Genomic DNA, 17,139 nt, shown 5'->3' on the forward strand with positions numbered 1-17,139 from the left:
ACTTTATACCTTTTCGGGTATAATTTCTTAAGTTAGAATGTAATACCGTTTAGATTGTACACCCCCAATATTTATACCGAATATATTTCGTTTGCACAAAACGTAAGATATATATTTTTTATTCTAAAATTTTATTGCAACAATAATCCAAAACTATTAAAACAATCTTCCTTCCTGTGCCGGTGGTGTTTTGCCTAAATGTTTGTATGTTTTTTCTGTTATTTCTCTACCTCGGGGAGTACGTTTTAAATAGCCTTCTTTTATTAAAAAGGGTTCATAAACTTCTTCTATAGTGCCGGCATCTTCGCTTACGGCAGTAGCTATAGTGGTTAGCCCTACAGGCCCTCCGCCAAATTTTTCTAAAATAGCACTCAATATTCTATTATCCATTTCGTCTAAGCCATTTTCATCTACATTAAGGGCATTTAATCCAAATTTTGCTATTTCTAAATTAATTCTTCCATCACCTTTTATTTGTGCAAAATCTCGTATTCTTTTTAGCAATAAATTGGCTATACGGGGTGTGCCTCTGCTTCTTCTTGATATTTCATTTGCCGCAGCTTTATCTATACCTACATTTAATATTTTGGCACTTCTGCTAATTATTCCTGCTAATGTATCTGCATCGTAATACTCCATACGCAAGGTAATGCCAAAACGGCTTCGCAAGGGTGCTGTTAGTAAGCCGGAGCGAGTGGTGGCTCCCACAAGTGTAAAAGGTGCTAATTCTATTTGTACCGTTCGGGCATTGGGTCCTGTATCTATCATTATGTCTATTTTATAGTCTTCCATGGCAGAGTATAAATACTCTTCTATTACAGGACTTAAACGGTGTATTTCATCTATAAATAGTACGTCATTATCATCTAAATTGGTAAGCAAACCGGCTAAATCTCCTGGTTTTTCTAACACAGGGCCAGAAGTTACTTTAACATTTACACCCATTTCTGTGGCTATAATATGCGATAAAGTGGTTTTTCCTAATCCCGGAGGACCATGAAGTAAAACATGGTCTAAAGCTTCATTTCTTAATAAAGCGGCTTTTACAAATATTTCAAGATTTTCAAGTATATGTGTTTGCCCGTCAAAATCTTTAAAACTTTTAGGACGTAATGCTTTATCTACTTCAAGCTCATCTTTTTTCAGATTATTTTTATCGGGATTCAAATTAATATTCATACTAACATAAAGGTAAAAAATTAAAACGGATAACCTATACCAAGGTGGAAAATAATGTTTTCTCTAAACCAACTGTTTTTCCCTACGTTAAATTTAAAATTGTTTAAAGGATAACGGTTTTCGCCATTATACCGAGGGTCTATTAAAGGAAAAGAGAAATCTGTTCTTATTACAAAATAATTAAAGTCTAATCGGATACCTAAGCCTGTGCTTAAGGCTAAACCTCTAATAAAATTTTGCTTGTTTATTTCTCCACCGGGGCGAGCGGTATCTTTTTTTAACAGCCAAATGTTTCCTGCATCAAAAAATACAGCTCCTTTAAACCATTTATATATGCCAAAACGAAGTTCTGTATTGGCTTCTAATTTGAAATCACCGGCTTGGTCAAAAAAGAAATTAGAGTTGGTAATATTGGCGGTGTCGGCATAAGTTCCGGGTCCTAAAGCTCTTAGTTTAAAACCTCTTATACTATTGGCACCACCTACATAAAACTGCTGAAAATACGGAGCAATAGTTGAGTTTCCATAAGGAATTATTACGCCCGAATTGAACCGAGAATGTAGAGATGAATTTTTAGAAAGTCGTAAATTATGAACAATATTAAGCTCAAAACGGGCAAATTGTGAGTACTCCCTGTTCAATATTTTGTATGGTGTAGTATTATTTTTTGCTTGCTTGGTTAATGCCACTATTCCATGTATTAAATTGCCGGCACTAGACACTTTACCTTGAAAAACAAAGTAAGATCTATCTGTGGTAGATTTTAAATTATTGTAGGTAAATGTATAGTTAGAACCTATAATAAACTGTTCTTCAAAACTCCTTTTTAGAGCAGGTATTTCATTTAAACGATCTATAAAACTTTGCTCTTTATTTTGAAGTATAAATACGTTTAAAGCTACAGGATTGTATTGATGACCTATGTTGTTGTTTTTTCGCCAAGTATAGCCAAAATTAAATCCCATATTATGCAATGAATAAAATAAAATTCTTCTTTCAAAATTATACTGTAAGCTGAATTTTGTTTTTATATCGCTAAACTTACTGTATTTTTTTACTTTAAACGGTGCTAAAAATCTGTTTAAGTAATAATTGGTTTCTACTAAAAAATCTAAATTGTTAAGTGGGGGCGTGTTTTTCTTTCCTACGTTAAATTGTAAACCTGTAGATATTTTAAACTCAAATAAATCGGCTGCTTTAAATATATTTTTGTTTTGGTAAGTAAAACTTACTGATGTTCCCGTTAGTCCAATAAAATTGTGGTTGGCTTCTACATCTACCGATAAACTTTGCTTTTTAGCCGATGATAAATCTATGTAAGTATCTAAAACGTGTTTTTCATCTATTATTTTAGGCACAAAACGTATATCTACAAACTTAAAAGTACCATAATTAGCCAATTTTTTAAGTGTATTTTGGTATTTACTTAGTTGAAAAACTTGATTTTTACGCAAGAAAATGCCACTGGCTAAAGTATTTTCTCTGTATCTTTTTTTATTGTAAATAAAATGTATGCCGTCAAAAAAAGTAGTATCTAATTTTGATGAATCTTGCAGTAAAGCACTAACATCTACATACGTATAAATATCGTTTATATAGTATTTTTGATGCCACGAAGTATCGTTAGGAGCTTTAACATCTAAAATTATTTTAGCTGTATTATGTGTTTGATTGGTATCTATTTGGTAGGTTATATAATCTTTTCTAAAATCGTAGTAGCCATATTCTCTTAAATAATCACTTATTCTTTTACGCTCATCATCTAAGATTATAAAATTAAGATTGTCATCTACTTTAAGTAACGATTTTCTTTTGCTGAGGTTTAATAGATTTAAAATTTCATTTTCGGGAGTGGGGCGTACTACGTCATTAATGGTATAAACATCTTTGGCCGAAACAGTAAATTTTGTAAAAACTTTTTGTTCGCCAAAAGAAGACTGGTAGCTAACGCTACTATTTAAATATCCTCTGTTAAACATATAAAGTTTGAAATTATCTCTACTTCGTTTAATTAAATCTTCATTATATACTTTTGGAGCTTCGCCTATTTTATTTTTAAGCCACCATCTAAATTTTGTTTCTTTTTTGTCAAAAGTAAAATTGTAAATGCCTAATCTAACAGGAAGAATACCAAACATTTTTTGATTGGGCTTTAAGGCTGCTAAATTTTTTATTTCTTCTTTTACAATGTTTTTATCTTTTACTTTGCCATCAAAAACTACTTTATTTTTGGTAAACAAATATTCGTCTTCTTGCAATGATTTAGTTACATTACAAGCAGATAGCAGTAAAATAGTTATAACAATACCTACTAAATAATTGATATTTTGTTTACAGCTTCTTATAAATTTGTATTATGAAATTTGAAAAAATAACTAAATCTAACGTTAAACATCTTAGGTTTTTACACTCAAAAAAATATAGACAAAAATACAATCAATTTATTGTTGAAGGTTATAAAAGTGTTAGAGAATTTATTAATAGTGCTTATAAATGTGTAGCATTATTTGGAAAAGAAGATGCTTTAGCTGAATTTTATAGCCATGATTTTGAGAAATATATATGCAATACTAAAGAGTTGCAGCAGATAAGCACCTTAAAAAATCCCCAAGATATTGTTGGCGTTTTTGAAATTCCTGTATTAAAACCTATAGATTATAGGCAAGATTTTATAGTGGCATTAGATGATATGCGAGACCCCGGAAATTTAGGTACCGTTATTCGCACGGCAGATTGGTTTGGCTTAAACCAAATTTTGTGTTCAGAAACTTGTGTAGATGCTTTTAATCCAAAAGTGGTGCAAGCCAGCATGGGTTCTTTAAGCAGAATTAATGTTGTTTATACTAATTTGGTCAATGAATTAAAAGCTATACAATCGCATACTTTAGTTTTTGCAGATATGGAAGGCAAAGCCTACCAAAATTTTAATTGGAATAAGAATATATTAGTAATAGGCAATGAAGCAAACGGAATAAGTGCCGATTTAAAGAAAATGAAGCATGAATTAATTGCCATTCCACAAAAAGGCAAGGCAGAATCTTTAAATGCTGCTGTTAGTGCCGCCATTATTATGAGCAGAGTGCTGGGGTAGCAATTGTTAGTTTGCCGTTTTATTCTTCTCTTCTAACATTTTTAGTATATCGTCATCGCTTAGGTATAAGTTGTCTAACGAAAACTGAGCATCGTCTGCAAGCTCGTGAGTAGGATAGTCTTTTATTATTTTCTTGTAGAGTTCTTCGGCTTTTTTCTTGTTGCCCAAATTATTATCTTGTATAAAAGCCAACATAAACATATTTTCAGGAGTATGAGGATTATTTGGATATTTATTAATAATCGTTCTATATGTTTTTACTGCTTCGCTGTATTTTTCACTTGCATTTTGATATTTAGCCTTTTTTTCTAAATAGCCGTATGTTTTTTCATCGTTAGGAAAGTTATTGGCATAATCATCATAAAACTGTATAACTTTTTCCATGTTTTCTTTACTGGGGAAATCTTCTTTTGCCATTGTTTCCTCTAAAAGTGCAATATCGCTTATTAATTTGTCTTTTTTATTGCTGCAAGCCAAAAGAAAAAAGAGAGATAATGAAATAAAAAGTAGCTTTTTCATAATTATAAACTTTTAATAAATTTAGTAACATTTTCTTCCGGGCGACCTACCACAGCCGTAGTTTCAGTATATAAAATAGGTCTTTCTATAAGCTTAGGATTTTGTTGCAAAATCTTTATCCATTCATTTTCGCTAATACTTTTGTCTTTGTAATTTTCTTTATACAAATCTTCACCTTTTCTTACAATTTCTTCCGCACTTTTGCCCAGTTTTTTAAGCAATAATTTAATATCATTTTCACTTAAAACGCCATCTAAATAATTCACTATTTCAAAATCTATATTGTTTTCTTCAATAGCGGCAACAGCTTTTCTACTTTTACTACAACGGTTGTTGTGGAGTATTTTTACTTTCATCTTTATTAATTAATATTTTAGTTAAAGGATTTGAGAATTTTATTATGCAAAGAGATATAAATATACTTAGACCTGTTAATTTCCATAGATAGGGATTAAACATAAATGCTTCACTATCTAATATTTGTTTTATGTAATTTATAGTTTGATATAAGAAATTAGGTAAGTTATATACTAACATGAAAACCCCTACAAATATTAATAACGTTTGCAATAAGGTAGTTTTATCTAAATCTTTGAAGGTTATTTCTTTTGTTAGTACTGTTTCATTAATTTTTAAAAACTTAATTATGTTATCTGTTTCGTATATTAGGACGTAGTATGCTAAAAGTAAAAATATTGTAATAGTAGATAAGCTGACTATCTTTTTAATAATATCAACATCCATAAACAATACACTATATAAATCCATAAAAAAAGTAGTAAAACTCTGTACAAATAAGAATATAAAAGCCACTTTTAAAATGATATTTAGTAAATCTCTTAAATTCATTTAGATAAATTTATCTTTGTGCTAAATTGTAAATATATGATTCTTAGTGGTAAAAAAATAAAAGAAGAGCTAAATGAAAATATTTTTATTACTCCTTTTAGTGAAAAACAGTTAAACCCCAATAGCTACAACTTGCGTTTATTTAATGAACTTTTGGTTTATGACAAAGAAGTTTTAGACATGAAAACGCCCAATACCGCTCATAAAATAATTATTCCGGAAGAAGGTTTATTGTTGGAAACCAATAAGTTATACTTAGGTAGAACCGTAGAGCATACTAAAACAAAATCTTACGTTCCTATGCTTGAAGGGCGTAGCTCCATAGGGCGTTTAGGCTTGTTTATTCACGTTACGGCAGGTTTTGGCGATGTGGGATTTGATGGATATTGGACTTTAGAAATTTTTTGTGTGCAGCCTATAAAAATATATCCAAATGTTGAAATTTGTCAAATATATTACCACAGTATAGATGGCGATTATGACGAATATTCAAGTGGAAAATATCAGCATAATAATGAAATACAACCCAGTTTATTATATAAAGATTTTGAAAAGTAATGGATAAAATTTGGAAAAAAGAATTTACCATAGCCGCACTAAATGCTACAGAAAAAAATATGGTAAAATACTTAGATATAGAGTTTACTGATTTTGGCAATAATTTTTTAGAAGCCACTATGCCTGTAAATGAAAAAACACATCAACCTTTTGGCTTGTTGCATGGTGGAGCTTCGGTAGTTTTGGCGGAGAGTTTAGGCAGTTTAGCCGGCTATCTTTGTTTAGAAGATAAAAACAAAGCCGTGGTAGGGCAAGAAATAAATGCCAATCATATAGGCAGTGTAAGAAATGGAAAAGTAACGGGTAGGGCAGAGCCAATACATTTAGGGCGAACAAGCCAAGTGTGGCAAGTTACCATTAAAGATGAAAAAAATAAGTTAATTTGTGTGTCAAGAATGACGCTTGCTGTGATTAACGTTTAAAAATTAAAGAAAATGTGCAACAACAATACACCATTTAATGAAGACGAAAAAATACCTTTTGGTATTACAAACCTAAAAGTTAGAAGTGTGTATAAAACACTTAATAAAGTAAAATCTTTTTTGTGTGCATATAAATTGGTTTTATTACTCATTTTTTTAATTGCACAGATTTATGTTTTTGCACAAAAGCCAACAGAACCGTTTTCTTGCTATGCTCAAAAAAGTATGTTTTCACATAAAAGTGCTCAGAGTTTAAACGATTTAAGAAGCGATACCATAGATATAAAACACACAAGTATTCACTTAGATTTAAGCGATTGGTCGGGAAGACAAATTAAAGGCTTTTCTATTTTGCAAGTGCAAGCCAAACAAAATAATGTAAACTATATAGCTTTAGATTTATTGAAACTTACTATAGATTCTATAAAAATTAATGGCGTTTTAACCAACAATTATACTTATAACGACACTTTGCTGAGAATTAATTTTTCTTCAGTTTTATCTAATGGGCAAAACGCTACGGTTTCGGTTTTTTATCATGGAAATCCCGTACAAAATGCAGGAGATTGGGGCGGTTTTTATTGGAACGGGACTTATGCGTATAATGTTGGCGTTAGTTTTCAAGAAGACCCACACAATTATGGTAGAGTTTGGTTTCCTTGCTACGATAATTTTGTAGAACGTAGCACTTTTGATTTTGCTATAACTACTAATAGCAATAGAAAAGCTTTTTGCAATGGACTGTTAACCAATGAAATAGATAATGGAAATAGCACAAAAACGTGGTATTGGCAAATGAACCAAGAAATACCAAGTTACTTGGCTTCCGTAGCTGTATCGGATTATGCTACTGTAGAAATGAGTTATAATGGATTGCAAGGAAATGCTATTCCTATACAAATGGCAGCAAGAGCCGCAGATACTACCAATTTAAAAAATTCATTTTTGCATTTGCCCGATGCGTTAGAATGTTACGAAAACAGTTATTTGCCTTATGCATTTGATAGAGTAGGGTATTGCCTTACCAGTTTTACTGCCGGAGCTATGGAACACGCTACAAATATTACCTATATGCGTGCTGCCGTTAATGGAACAACAACCTATGAAACTTTAATGGCTCATGAGCTTTCGCATCATTGGTGGGGCGATTTAATAACCTGCCGTACTGCCGAAGATATGTGGTTGAATGAAGGCTGGGCATCTTATTCAGAAGCTTTATTTACAGAGTATGTTTATGGAACAAATGCCTATAAAATCTACAATAGAGAAAGGCACGATGGCGTATTGAGAACAATGCACATAGACGATGGTGGTTATTATGCCGTTTCGGGTGTGCCTACCGACTTAACTTATAGCAATACCGTTTATCAAAAAGGAGCAGATATGGCTCAAACATTGAGAGGAATATTGGGCGACAACTTATTTTTTAGTTGTATTAGCTCATTTTTAGATAGCCATAAGTTTACAGATGTTTCCAGCCACGATTTTGAGCAGTATTTAAGCACTTGTTCGGGTAGAGATTTGAGTAGCTTTTTTAATACTTGGATTTTTGAGAAAGGTTTTCATCATTATAGTATTTCAGATATTAATGTAACTCAAAATGGAGCAAACTATGAAGTGCAAGGAAGCATAAAACAGAAACTGTGGGAGAACACAAGTTTTACTCAAAATTTGCCTATAGAAGTTTATTATTTTAAAAATGATGGTTCTTACCAAATGCAAACGGTTAACACTATTGGCGATTGTACCAGTTTTAGCATTACACTAAATTTTGAACCCGTTTATATTGCTTTAGATTTAGAAGAAAAAATACAAGATGCTACGGTAGATAATTATTTAATGGTAGGTCAAACAGGTACAGTAGATTTTGGTTTAGCAAGGGTTGTTTTAAATGTTTACCAATTAAATGATTCTAATTTTGTACATGCTACACACCATTTTATAAAACCAGATGCTTTTAAAACCGTACATGAAGGTTTGCATTTGTCGCCAAACAGATATTGGAGTATAGGCGGTGTGTGGGAAAATAATTTTGAGGCAGATGCTATTTTTAAATATAATGGTTCAACCAATCAAACTAATGGCTATTTAGATAATGATTTTATAACGAATTCGGAAGATAGTTTAGTTATTTTATATAAAGCAAAGCCTCAAGATGAGTGGACAATAGTTGATTCTTTCGCAATAGAAACACAGGGAAGTGCATTAAACAAAGTGGGACAAATTAGAGTATATAATTTAAAGCAAGGCGATTATGTGCTGGCTATTTACGATAAAAATGTAGCAGACGAAGCTACAGAAGTGAACACTTGTGTATATACTAATATTAGAGAGATAGAAACTACTTCATCAAGTGTGCTTAAAGTATATCCTGTGCCGGCAAACAACCATATAGTTGTAGAAAAAAATATGGATATTGAAATTAAAGAATTAGCCGTATATGATTCTACGGGAAAGCAAGTTTATAAGTTAGATAAGGATTTTGGCAAATCAATAAATATTGATATTAAAAACTGGGCAATAGGCATTTATTATATCTCTACTTACGATAAAAATAATAGTAAAATAGATACGGTATCTTTTTCAAAAAAATAGATATAAAATGATTTCTAATGAATAATCTCCGTTGGAAAATAGCACAGTTTTTTGAAAAAAAATGGTGGCAATCTTATCTAAAAAATAAAGATGCCGATACTTATTTAAAATGGAAAAAAAATTATTGGAGTACTTTTTTAAGAGAACTCCATTTAAAAAATAACATAAAAACACCAATATTAGATGTAGGCTGTGGCCCGGCAGGCGTTTTTATAGTTTTAAAAGGAGAAATAACGGCATTAGATCCTTTGGTAAAAGAATACGAAAAACTTACTGTTTTTAGTACAGAAAATTATCCCAATGTTGAGTTTGTAGCACAAGATTTTGAATCATTTGCAACTGAGAAAAAATTTCAAACTATATTTTGTTTAAATGCCATTAATCATTTTAAAAATATTGATGAGAGTTTTAAAAAACTGAAAGATTTGTTAGAAAACAATGGGCAACTCATACTTTCTGTAGATGCCCACAATTATACTTTTTTTAGAAAGTTATTTACTTTATTTCCTTTTGATATTCTGCATCCACATCAATGTAATTTAGCAGAGTACGAGCAGTTTTTAATTAAAAACGGATTTAAAGTACAATTCAAATTTTTAAAGAAAAAAGAGTTTTTCTTTAGTTATTGGGTATTGGTAATAGAGAGGGAGTGTTAAAATTGCTATGTGAAACAGAAAAAGTACTATTAACCTAAGTTCTATTAATCTTTTTGAAAGTTTAGTATAGTATCGTAAAATCCTTCGGATAATCATAAATTCTTGTAATTTTGTGCTATGCTCAACGCTAAAAACATTTATAAAAGCTACGAATCTGTTGAAGTACTCAAAGGTGTTTCCTTATTTGTAGAAAAAGGCGAAGTGGTTTCTATAGTAGGTAGTTCCGGAGCAGGCAAAAGCACATTATTGCATATTTTGGGTACTTTAGATACTGCTGATAAAGGAGAATATAGCATAAATGGACAGCAAATTTTATCATTAACAGATAAGGAATTATCCGATTTTAGAAACAAGCACATAGGTTTTATCTTTCAGTTTCATCATTTATTGCCGGAGTTTACCGCTTTAGAAAATGTTTGTATTCCTGCTTTTATTCAAAAAAAAGGAGTGAAAGAAAGTGAAGAAAGAGCTAAAGAATTGCTTAATTTTTTGGGTTTAAGTCATAGGTTTAATCATAAACCTTCTGAAATGAGCGGGGGAGAGCAGCAGCGAGTGGCTGTGGCAAGGGCATTAATGAATAATCCGGATATAATAATGGCAGATGAACCTTCAGGAAATTTAGATACGGCAACTTCTAAAGAGTTGCACGAACTATTTTTTAATTTACGAGATAAATACAATCAAACTTTTATAATAGTAACACACAATCAAGATTTAGCAAATATGGCTGACAGAAAGCTTGAAATGAAAGATGGTGTGTTTATAAATTAATCATTATGGAAAACAAAAAAGATTTTTATTGGGTAGAATATAGAGAGCCACATTTAGAAAGGCGTAGAGAAATTTTAAAAAACCACCCGGAAGTAAAACAGCTTTTTGGTAAAAACCCTTATTTGCCTTGGTCAACAATTATTATGGTAATAGTGCAAGTGGCAGTGGCATTAAATATACATTATGTAATGGATTACAAATTTGGGTGGTTATATTTTATATTAATTAGCTATTTTGTAGGAGCTACCATTGCTCATGCTTTGTTTTTAGCCATACACGAAATAACCCACGATTTGGCTTTTAAAAAAACATGGGCAAATAATATTTTGGCATTTTTTGCTAATATTCCTATTGTTTTGCCTTATGCTATGTCTTTTAAAGAGTATCATGCACTGCACCATTGGGAGCAGGGAGTAGATGGTGTAGATGCCGATATACCTTTAGTAAGTGAAGCCAATTTTTTTAGTGGTTTTATAGGCAAAGTATTGTGGTTTATCCATCAAATATTTTTTTATGCTGTACGTCCTACTTTTGTGAGACCGCTTAAAATAGACAAATGGTTTATTGCTAATTTTATTTTTCAGTTAACAGCTATGGCTATTATTTTGCCATTAGCAGGGTGGTGGGGCGTGCTTTATTTTCTTTTATCTTTGGTTTTTGCAGGAGGTTTGCATCCTACATCGGGGCATTTTATTTCTGAGCATTATGTTTTTAAAGAAGGGCAAGAAACCTACTCTTATTATGGACCGTTAAATTTACTGACTTTTAATGTAGGCTACCACAATGAACATCACGACTTTCCTACTGTGCCGGGCAATAAATTGCCTGAATTGCGAAAAATGGCTCCAGAGTTTTATGATAATTTGCATTATTATAATTCTTGGACGGGAGTAATACGTCAATTCCTGTTTGATAAAAATATTACTTTATTTTCAAGAATGAAAAGGAAGAATACGAAAGAAATATAGTGTTTTTTATGACTATCTGGAAAGATACTCATGAAGTATTCTATATTAACTTTTCTTTAGAAGAAAAGTTACAAAAGAATCGCACTAAGTTTTCTGCGACCCATTATAACCTCAACTCCTAAAAATTAAAAACTCATCACTCCGTTCTTCAAACAGTTTAATTTTTTACGGAGTTTTCGGTTAATGGGTTCCCACTTGCAAACTTAAGGTGCACTTTTTATCTGACCTTAATCAAAAATACGTTAAGAAATGATGTAAAACAGACATCCACAATGAATAAAATTATAAAACAGTAAACAGACAAATTAGTATGCTCCCACGAGTGAAAATACTTTAGGAAAACTAAAATTGAGCATACATTAATTTGTCCTCGTCTGTTTTATAGCATTTTAGTATTTTTGATTACAGTCTTGATTTTTTGTTACTTTTGTATCAAGACAAAAGTAAAAGACCACAAGCTGTAATTCAAATTACTTAAACGTCCCAAGGTGCTACCTTGAAGCATAGATTATTAGTATAATAACGGATAATCATAGTATTTTTTTAAGGCAAAACGGGAATGCTACCACATCTTTGATATAAAACCATACCGTAGTAATATCCTGCACCAAAGCCTAATATTACCCCTTTATCAAAAGGGCTTCTGTGTTTGTAAGAATTAAACAATTTTTCTAATACTAATAAGCAACTTGCAGAGCTTACATTTCCATATTCGTTAAAACTTTTAAGAGAGGGTAAAAGTTGTTCGGCAGTAAGGGATAAACATTCTTCATCGGCAAACTTTTTTAAAAGCTCTGCACCACCTTGATGTATAGACCATTCCTTTATATCATTTGTGGTTAAAAAGTTTTTTTCTAAAAATGGTTTTACCAAATCATGAGAAATAAACTGAGGCATAAAATCTTTTAAATCGGAATCAATTAAAAATGTGCCTTCTTCCATGTGTATTTTATTGCCCGGCTTATATTTTGTTTTAATGTCTAATATTTTAAGTTTTGTATTGGGGAATTTATACTTGTAATTTTCGGGAACGATAAGCATAGCCACTCCGCCATCATTAAAAAGCAAACACGTAATTATAGATTTTCTAAAATTGGGATTGTTTTTATCTATTAATCTGCTATCGTAAGTGCATTGGTCGTAGCTAAAGATAATAGCCGGTTTTCCATATTCTTTGCAGTAATCTACGGCTTCTTCTATTAAAAAAACTGGCGAAGCACAGCCATAATAAGGCAATTCACTACAAACTTCTACATTACTTAAATTTGTTTCTCTAACTATTTGAGTAGCTAAATTAGGTAGCACATCTCTATGCGAAGAAATATTATAGCTCAGTCCAAAATATCCAATTTCTTCTTCGCTTATATGGTATTTATTGCACAGTTTATTAACTAATTTCTTGCCCCAAATTACGGGAGCATCATCTTCATTTTTAACGGCTATTTCGGGGTAAACATCATAATCTAAAACACTTGTTCTGTTTTCTATATTAATTCTTTTGCTAAGCATTTTTACCATTCTATTGGTACCTGCATCATAATAATTGGTAGGGAACATAATGTCTGCCACATATTCAGGATTGTATTTTTCGGGTATTATTTTTTCTACCCCTACAATGTATGCGTTATTACTTTTAAGCATAAAATATTTTAGATTTTAATAATCCCATTTTGTTTAATCTAAATAGTAAGGAATATTTTAAACAGCCAATGCCATATATGGCACTTCGTTTAAGATTTATAGAGCTTGCTTCTTCAAAATATTTTGTAGGGCAGGTTACTTCGCCTATGGCTATATCTTTATATATCAGTTGCGATAACATTTCATTATCAAAAATGAAATCATCAGAATTTGAATTATAGTTAATAGCATTTAAAGCTTCTTTGCTAAAGGCTCTGTATCCTGTGTGGTATTCACTTAATTTTTGCCCTGTAAATAGGTTTTGTGTAAAAGTCAATATTCTATTAGCTACATATTTGTACCAAGGCATGCCACCTTTTAATGCTCCGTTTCCTAATATTCTGCTTCCTAAGGCTACAGGAAATAAATCTTCGGCTATAAGATTAACTAAGCTGGGTATTAATTTTGGCGTATATTGATAGTCGGGGTGGAGCATAATTACTATATCTCCATTTAATTCTAATGCTTTATTGTAGCATGTTTTTTGGTTGCCACCGTAGCCTTTATTCTTATCGTGAATGAGTATGTTTTTAATGCCTATTTTTTTAGCCACTTCTACCGTATTGTCTTTGCTGGCATCATCTGTTAGTATTACTTCATCTACCCATTCCGGTATCTCGGCAACTGTTTTTTCAAGCGTAAGAGCAGCATTATAGGCTGGCATTACTACAATTATCCTTTTATTTTTATACATCAATGCTAAAATAAGAAAAGCCTTTCTGCTACAGAAAGGCTTTTCTTAATAATTATAAACACACAAAATGTTAGCTTGTGGCTTGTAACTTACCTATGTATTTAGTTGCTTCAGTAGCTTCAGTTGAATTTGGGAAATTATTTTTTAGTGTTTCAAAAAAATGAAGGGCTTCTTTGCTTTTGCCCGCATAGTCATGAGCCATTCCTGCTTTTAATAGTAAAAATGGACTGCTGGCTTTGTTTTCGTTTAAATCTACTGCTTTTTTATAGTTCTTAAGTGCCGCATCTTGTTTGCCATTTTCCATTTGAGTATCGGCAAGAGTAGCTAAGGCTAAACCGCCCGTAATGGCATCATGGTTAGGGTTAAATTTATTCAAATACTTTTCTGCATTGGCAAAATCGCTTAATTGGTAGTAGCATAATCCTGCATAAAATTTAGCTAAGTTTCCTGCTTTTGTACTTCCATAGTCGTCTGCTACGGTTAAAAATCCATTCATTGGGTCATTTAAAGCTTTGCTTATGGAGTCGTTTTCAAACCAAAATTGAGCTTTGTAAATGGCATTTTGAGCAGCTAATTCTCTTTTTGGTTTGTAGTAATTAGTGTAAGCTAATCCTAAAAGTACAATAGCTAATACAGCAATAACAGCTATATTAAATATTTTTCCATTTTTTTCGTACCAATTTTGTAACTTATCTAAAGTTGAAAGTTCTACTGTATGGTGTTCTTTTCTTTTTGTTGACATTTTAAATTCTATCTAATTTTTTAATCTTTTAAAAAAGGATAATCTTTTTCTACATAAATATCTTCATACACGGCATTATCATCCGGATAGTCAGAATTTTCCGCAAAGGTAACACAATCATCTATTTCTTGCTTCACTTTGTCATTAATTTCTTCAATTTCTGCTTCTGTAGCCCAATTATTTTCTTGTATTATATGCAAAACATGAGTTATGGGGTCTTTTTCTTTGTATGATTTTACTTCTTCTTTGGTTCTATATTTTTGTGGATCACTCATAGAATGTCCTTTATATCTGTATGTTTTTATTTCTAAAAACACCGGACCATGACCTTCTCTGCATAAATCGGCAGCATCTTTAACGGCATTATATACTTTTTCCGGTTCCATGCCGTCCACCTGCAAGCTTGGGATGTCAAAAGCTTCGCCTATTTTGTATAAATCTTGAGCTGCGGCAGCTCTTAAAGTGGAAGTGCCCATTGCATAACCGTTGTTTTCTACAATGTATATTACAGGCAAGTTCCATAGTTTTGCCATGTTAAAACTTTCGTGCAGTACGCCTTGCCATGCAGCACCATCGCCAAATAGGGTTACACACACATTATCTGTGCCTTTATATTGCTCTGCAAAAGCTATGCCTGTACCCAAACCTATTTGTGCTCCTACAATTCCGTGTCCTCCAAAAAAATATTTTTCTTTACTAAAAAAGTGCATAGAGCCACCTTTTCCTTTGCTACAGCCGGTTACTTTTCCCATTAGTTCAGCCATACATTCTCTACTTGTCATGCCTTTAGCTAAAGCTAATCCATGGTCTCGGTATGCGGTTATTATAGGGTCTTCTTGTCTTATAGCACTGGCTATTCCTGCCGCCACGGCTTCTTGCCCTATGTATAAATGTAAAAATCCTCTTATTTTCTGTTGCCCGTAAAGCATTCCTGCACGCTCTTCAAATTTTCGCATTTTCAACATTATTTCATACCAGTGCAAGTATGTTTCTTTAGATATGTTTACCTTTGACATCGTTTTTATTTTGGTTTGATATACTGCAAAAATAATGTTTATTCGCAAACTTCAGCTTACAAATTTTAAGAATCATGCAAAACTTTCTTTTTCTTTTAATAAGAATATAGTTGCTTTTGTAGGTCTTAATGGTATAGGGAAAACCAATATTTTAGATGCTTTGTACTTCTTGTGTGTAGGCAAAAGCTATTTTAGCACCTTAGATAAAAACTGTATAAAAGAAGATGAATCTTTTTTTAGAATAGAACAAAAAATAACTTTAAATAACAATGAAGAAAATGATGTAGTGGTTGTTTTGGAGCAAAATAAGCGGAAAAAAATTGTTTTAAACGATAATCCAATAGATAAATTGACCGAATTGGTAGGTAAATTTCCGGTAGTAATAGTGACTCCTAACGATAATATGATAATTTTGGGCGGTTCAGCAGAAAGAAGAAAATTTTTAGACTATACTTTGTCTATGACGGATAGAGATTATTTAGAAAATATTGTTCAGTATAATCATTATTTAAAACAAAGAAATGCTCTTTTAAAAATAGATGAAGGGCAGCATATAAATGAAAGTTTGTTAGAAATATACAACCAGCATTTAATTAGTCTTGGAGCTTATATTTATGAAAAACGTAGTCATTTTATTGACGATTTACAAGCTTTTTTTACAGAAAGTTTTAAATATTTAACCGCTAAAAACGAAAATTATAAATTGACGTATAGTAGCCATTTGCAAAAAGAAACCCTTGATAATTTATTAAGTAAATCATTAAAAAGTGATATTTATTTGCAACGTACTACTAAAGGAATACACAAAGATGATTTGCAGTTTAAAATAGAAGATAAAGATTTGAAAGAATATGGTTCGCAGGGGCAACAAAAAACATTTATTTTGGCTTTAAAATTGGCACAATATAATTTTATTAAAAGCAAGTTAAATAAAACGCCTATCTTTATCATTGATGATATTTTTGATAAATTGGATATAGAAAGAAGTCAGAATTTAATTAAATATTTAATAGCTCAAGATAGTCAAGTGTTTATAAGCAATACATCTAAAGTAGGTTTAAATATTATGGAGAATGATGAAAAACTTCAAATTATAGAGGTAGTATAATGAATAAAGATAATTTAAAGAGTTTAAAAGAAGTACTTGATGAGTTTGCTCAGCAAAAAAACATAAAAAAACCTTTGCTTGAAGCCAAAGTAGTAAATATGTGGAAACCGCTAATGGGGGATTTAGTAGATAGATATACCGAAACTATATATGTAAACAACAAAACTTTATTTGTAAAAGTAAAAGTTTCGTCTTTAAAAAATGAGTTAGTTTATTTGCAAGAAGACATTATAAACAAAATTAATAAAGAAATAGGTGAAGATTTTATTAAAAAGTTGGTTATTTTGTAAA

General features: G+C 31.4%; 18 protein-coding genes. 9 read left to right on the forward strand and 9 right to left on the reverse strand.

What is annotated here, in order from left to right; genetic code table 11:
* Positions 1-156: 156 nt before the first annotated feature.
* Both ruvB and H6578_10620 read right to left on the reverse strand, forming a co-directional pair.
* Entirely contained in the window at positions 157-1,179 is a 1,023-nt protein-coding gene (gene ruvB, locus H6578_10615) for a Holliday junction branch migration DNA helicase RuvB (GenBank protein MCB9227604.1), read from the reverse strand.
* Positions 1,180-1,199: 20 nt separating this feature from the next.
* Entirely contained in the window at positions 1,200-3,437 is a 2,238-nt protein-coding gene (locus tag H6578_10620) for a BamA/TamA family outer membrane protein (GenBank protein MCB9227605.1), read from the reverse strand.
* Between the two features lie 98 nt (positions 3,438-3,535).
* On the opposite strand from H6578_10620, the gene H6578_10625 reads away from it, so the two are divergent.
* A complete protein-coding gene (locus tag H6578_10625; GenBank protein ID MCB9227606.1) occupies positions 3,536-4,270 on the forward strand; it encodes an RNA methyltransferase in 735 nt (244 codons plus the stop codon).
* 6 nt (positions 4,271-4,276) lie between these two features.
* Here H6578_10625 and H6578_10630 read toward each other — a convergent pair whose 3' ends face one another.
* Genes H6578_10630 through H6578_10640 form a run of 3 tightly spaced genes read right to left on the reverse strand, consistent with a single transcriptional unit; the run spans position 4,277 to position 5,638 of the window.
* Positions 4,277-4,789: a tetratricopeptide repeat protein gene (locus H6578_10630; GenBank protein MCB9227607.1), complete on the reverse strand. Its 513-nt coding sequence runs from the start codon at positions 4,787-4,789 to the stop codon at positions 4,277-4,279.
* A gap of 2 nt (positions 4,790-4,791) precedes the next feature.
* Positions 4,792-5,145, reverse strand: coding sequence for an arsenate reductase (glutaredoxin) (arsC, locus tag H6578_10635; protein MCB9227608.1), 354 nt, complete (start codon positions 5,143-5,145; stop codon positions 4,792-4,794).
* Positions 5,111-5,638, reverse strand: coding sequence for a hypothetical protein (locus H6578_10640; protein MCB9227609.1), 528 nt, complete (start codon positions 5,636-5,638; stop codon positions 5,111-5,113). Before H6578_10640 ends, arsC begins: the two co-directional genes overlap by 35 nt.
* Positions 5,639-5,674: 36 nt before the next feature.
* On the opposite strand from H6578_10640, the gene H6578_10645 reads away from it, so the two are divergent.
* The 6 genes from H6578_10645 to H6578_10670 all read left to right on the forward strand — a co-directional run bounded on the left by H6578_10645 (position 5,675) and on the right by H6578_10670 (position 11,608).
* A complete protein-coding gene (locus H6578_10645) occupies positions 5,675-6,196 on the forward strand; it encodes a dCTP deaminase (GenBank protein ID MCB9227610.1) in 522 nt (173 codons plus the stop codon).
* Entirely contained in the window at positions 6,196-6,618 is a 423-nt protein-coding gene (locus H6578_10650; GenBank protein ID MCB9227611.1) for a hotdog fold thioesterase, read from the forward strand. Before H6578_10645 ends, H6578_10650 begins: the two co-directional genes overlap by 1 nt.
* A 12-nt stretch (positions 6,619-6,630) precedes the next feature.
* Positions 6,631-9,213: a T9SS type A sorting domain-containing protein gene (locus H6578_10655; protein MCB9227612.1), complete on the forward strand. Its 2,583-nt coding sequence runs from the start codon at positions 6,631-6,633 to the stop codon at positions 9,211-9,213.
* A 17-nt stretch (positions 9,214-9,230) separates the two neighbouring features.
* Positions 9,231-9,869, forward strand: a complete 639-nt coding sequence (locus H6578_10660; protein MCB9227613.1) for a class I SAM-dependent methyltransferase — start codon at positions 9,231-9,233, stop codon at positions 9,867-9,869.
* Positions 9,870-9,986: 117 nt separating this feature from the next.
* A complete protein-coding gene (locus H6578_10665) occupies positions 9,987-10,640 on the forward strand; it encodes an ABC transporter ATP-binding protein (protein MCB9227614.1) in 654 nt (217 codons plus the stop codon).
* A gap of 5 nt (positions 10,641-10,645) precedes the next feature.
* Positions 10,646-11,608 carry a fatty acid desaturase gene (locus H6578_10670; protein ID MCB9227615.1) on the forward strand — a complete coding sequence of 321 codons (963 nt, stop codon included), beginning with the start codon at positions 10,646-10,648 and terminating at the stop codon, positions 11,606-11,608.
* Between the two features lie 543 nt (positions 11,609-12,151).
* Here the strand turns inward: H6578_10670 and H6578_10675 are convergent.
* The 4 genes from H6578_10675 to pdhA all read right to left on the reverse strand — a co-directional run bounded on the left by H6578_10675 (position 12,152) and on the right by pdhA (position 15,740).
* On the reverse strand, positions 12,152-13,249 hold the full coding sequence (locus tag H6578_10675) for a hypothetical protein (GenBank protein ID MCB9227616.1): 1,098 nt from the start codon (positions 13,247-13,249) through the stop codon (positions 12,152-12,154).
* The gene (locus H6578_10680) at positions 13,242-13,982 is read right to left on the reverse strand and encodes a glycosyltransferase family 2 protein (GenBank protein ID MCB9227617.1); all 741 of its coding nucleotides are present in this window, start codon (positions 13,980-13,982) and stop codon (positions 13,242-13,244) included. The genes H6578_10675 and H6578_10680 overlap by 8 nt, the downstream gene beginning before the upstream one ends.
* A gap of 70 nt (positions 13,983-14,052) precedes the next feature.
* A complete protein-coding gene (locus H6578_10685; GenBank protein MCB9227618.1) occupies positions 14,053-14,724 on the reverse strand; it encodes a tetratricopeptide repeat protein in 672 nt (223 codons plus the stop codon).
* Between the two features lie 20 nt (positions 14,725-14,744).
* Positions 14,745-15,740 (reverse strand): pyruvate dehydrogenase (acetyl-transferring) E1 component subunit alpha, encoded by a 996-nt coding sequence (pdhA, locus tag H6578_10690; GenBank protein ID MCB9227619.1) that lies wholly within the window; start codon positions 15,738-15,740, stop codon positions 14,745-14,747.
* Positions 15,741-15,774: 34 nt separating this feature from the next.
* Here pdhA and H6578_10695 point away from each other — a divergent pair, with 34 nt between their 5' ends.
* On the forward strand, positions 15,775-16,848 hold the full coding sequence (locus tag H6578_10695; protein ID MCB9227620.1) for a DNA replication/repair protein RecF: 1,074 nt from the start codon (positions 15,775-15,777) through the stop codon (positions 16,846-16,848).
* Entirely contained in the window at positions 16,848-17,138 is a 291-nt protein-coding gene (locus tag H6578_10700) for a DUF721 domain-containing protein (protein ID MCB9227621.1), read from the forward strand. Before H6578_10695 ends, H6578_10700 begins: the two co-directional genes overlap by 1 nt.
* Position 17,139 lies beyond the last annotated feature (1 nt).

This window comes from Chitinophagales bacterium (assembly GCA_020635995.1).
GTDB lineage: Bacteria > Bacteroidota > Bacteroidia > Chitinophagales > UBA8649 > JAFMKE01.

What these genes read in the sequence shown, in the direction of transcription:
- H6578_10645 (MCB9227610.1), top strand. Translation starts at nt 5,675, where the DNA reads ATGATTCTTAGTGGTAAAAAAATAAAAGAAGAGCTAAATGAAAATATT.
- pdhA (MCB9227619.1), bottom strand. Translation starts at nt 15,740, where the DNA reads ATGTCAAAGGTAAACATATCTAAAGAAACATACTTGCACTGGTATGAA.
- H6578_10685 (MCB9227618.1), bottom strand. Translation starts at nt 14,724, where the DNA reads ATGTCAACAAAAAGAAAAGAACACCATACAGTAGAACTTTCAACTTTA.
- H6578_10655 (MCB9227612.1), top strand. Translation starts at nt 6,631, where the DNA reads ATGTGCAACAACAATACACCATTTAATGAAGACGAAAAAATACCTTTT.
- H6578_10625 (MCB9227606.1), top strand. Translation starts at nt 3,536, where the DNA reads ATGAAATTTGAAAAAATAACTAAATCTAACGTTAAACATCTTAGGTTT.
- H6578_10665 (MCB9227614.1), top strand. Translation starts at nt 9,987, where the DNA reads ATGCTCAACGCTAAAAACATTTATAAAAGCTACGAATCTGTTGAAGTA.
- H6578_10695 (MCB9227620.1), top strand. Translation starts at nt 15,775, where the DNA reads ATGTTTATTCGCAAACTTCAGCTTACAAATTTTAAGAATCATGCAAAA.
- H6578_10700 (MCB9227621.1), top strand. Translation starts at nt 16,848, where the DNA reads ATGAATAAAGATAATTTAAAGAGTTTAAAAGAAGTACTTGATGAGTTT.
- H6578_10630 (MCB9227607.1), bottom strand. Translation starts at nt 4,789, where the DNA reads ATGAAAAAGCTACTTTTTATTTCATTATCTCTCTTTTTTCTTTTGGCT.
- arsC (MCB9227608.1), bottom strand. Translation starts at nt 5,145, where the DNA reads ATGAAAGTAAAAATACTCCACAACAACCGTTGTAGTAAAAGTAGAAAA.
- H6578_10680 (MCB9227617.1), bottom strand. Translation starts at nt 13,982, where the DNA reads ATGTATAAAAATAAAAGGATAATTGTAGTAATGCCAGCCTATAATGCT.
- H6578_10660 (MCB9227613.1), top strand. Translation starts at nt 9,231, where the DNA reads ATGAATAATCTCCGTTGGAAAATAGCACAGTTTTTTGAAAAAAAATGG.
- ruvB (MCB9227604.1), bottom strand. Translation starts at nt 1,179, where the DNA reads ATGAATATTAATTTGAATCCCGATAAAAATAATCTGAAAAAAGATGAG.
- H6578_10670 (MCB9227615.1), top strand. Translation starts at nt 10,646, where the DNA reads ATGGAAAACAAAAAAGATTTTTATTGGGTAGAATATAGAGAGCCACAT.
- H6578_10675 (MCB9227616.1), bottom strand. Translation starts at nt 13,249, where the DNA reads ATGCTTAAAAGTAATAACGCATACATTGTAGGGGTAGAAAAAATAATA.
- H6578_10650 (MCB9227611.1), top strand. Translation starts at nt 6,196, where the DNA reads ATGGATAAAATTTGGAAAAAAGAATTTACCATAGCCGCACTAAATGCT.
- H6578_10640 (MCB9227609.1), bottom strand. Translation starts at nt 5,638, where the DNA reads ATGAATTTAAGAGATTTACTAAATATCATTTTAAAAGTGGCTTTTATA.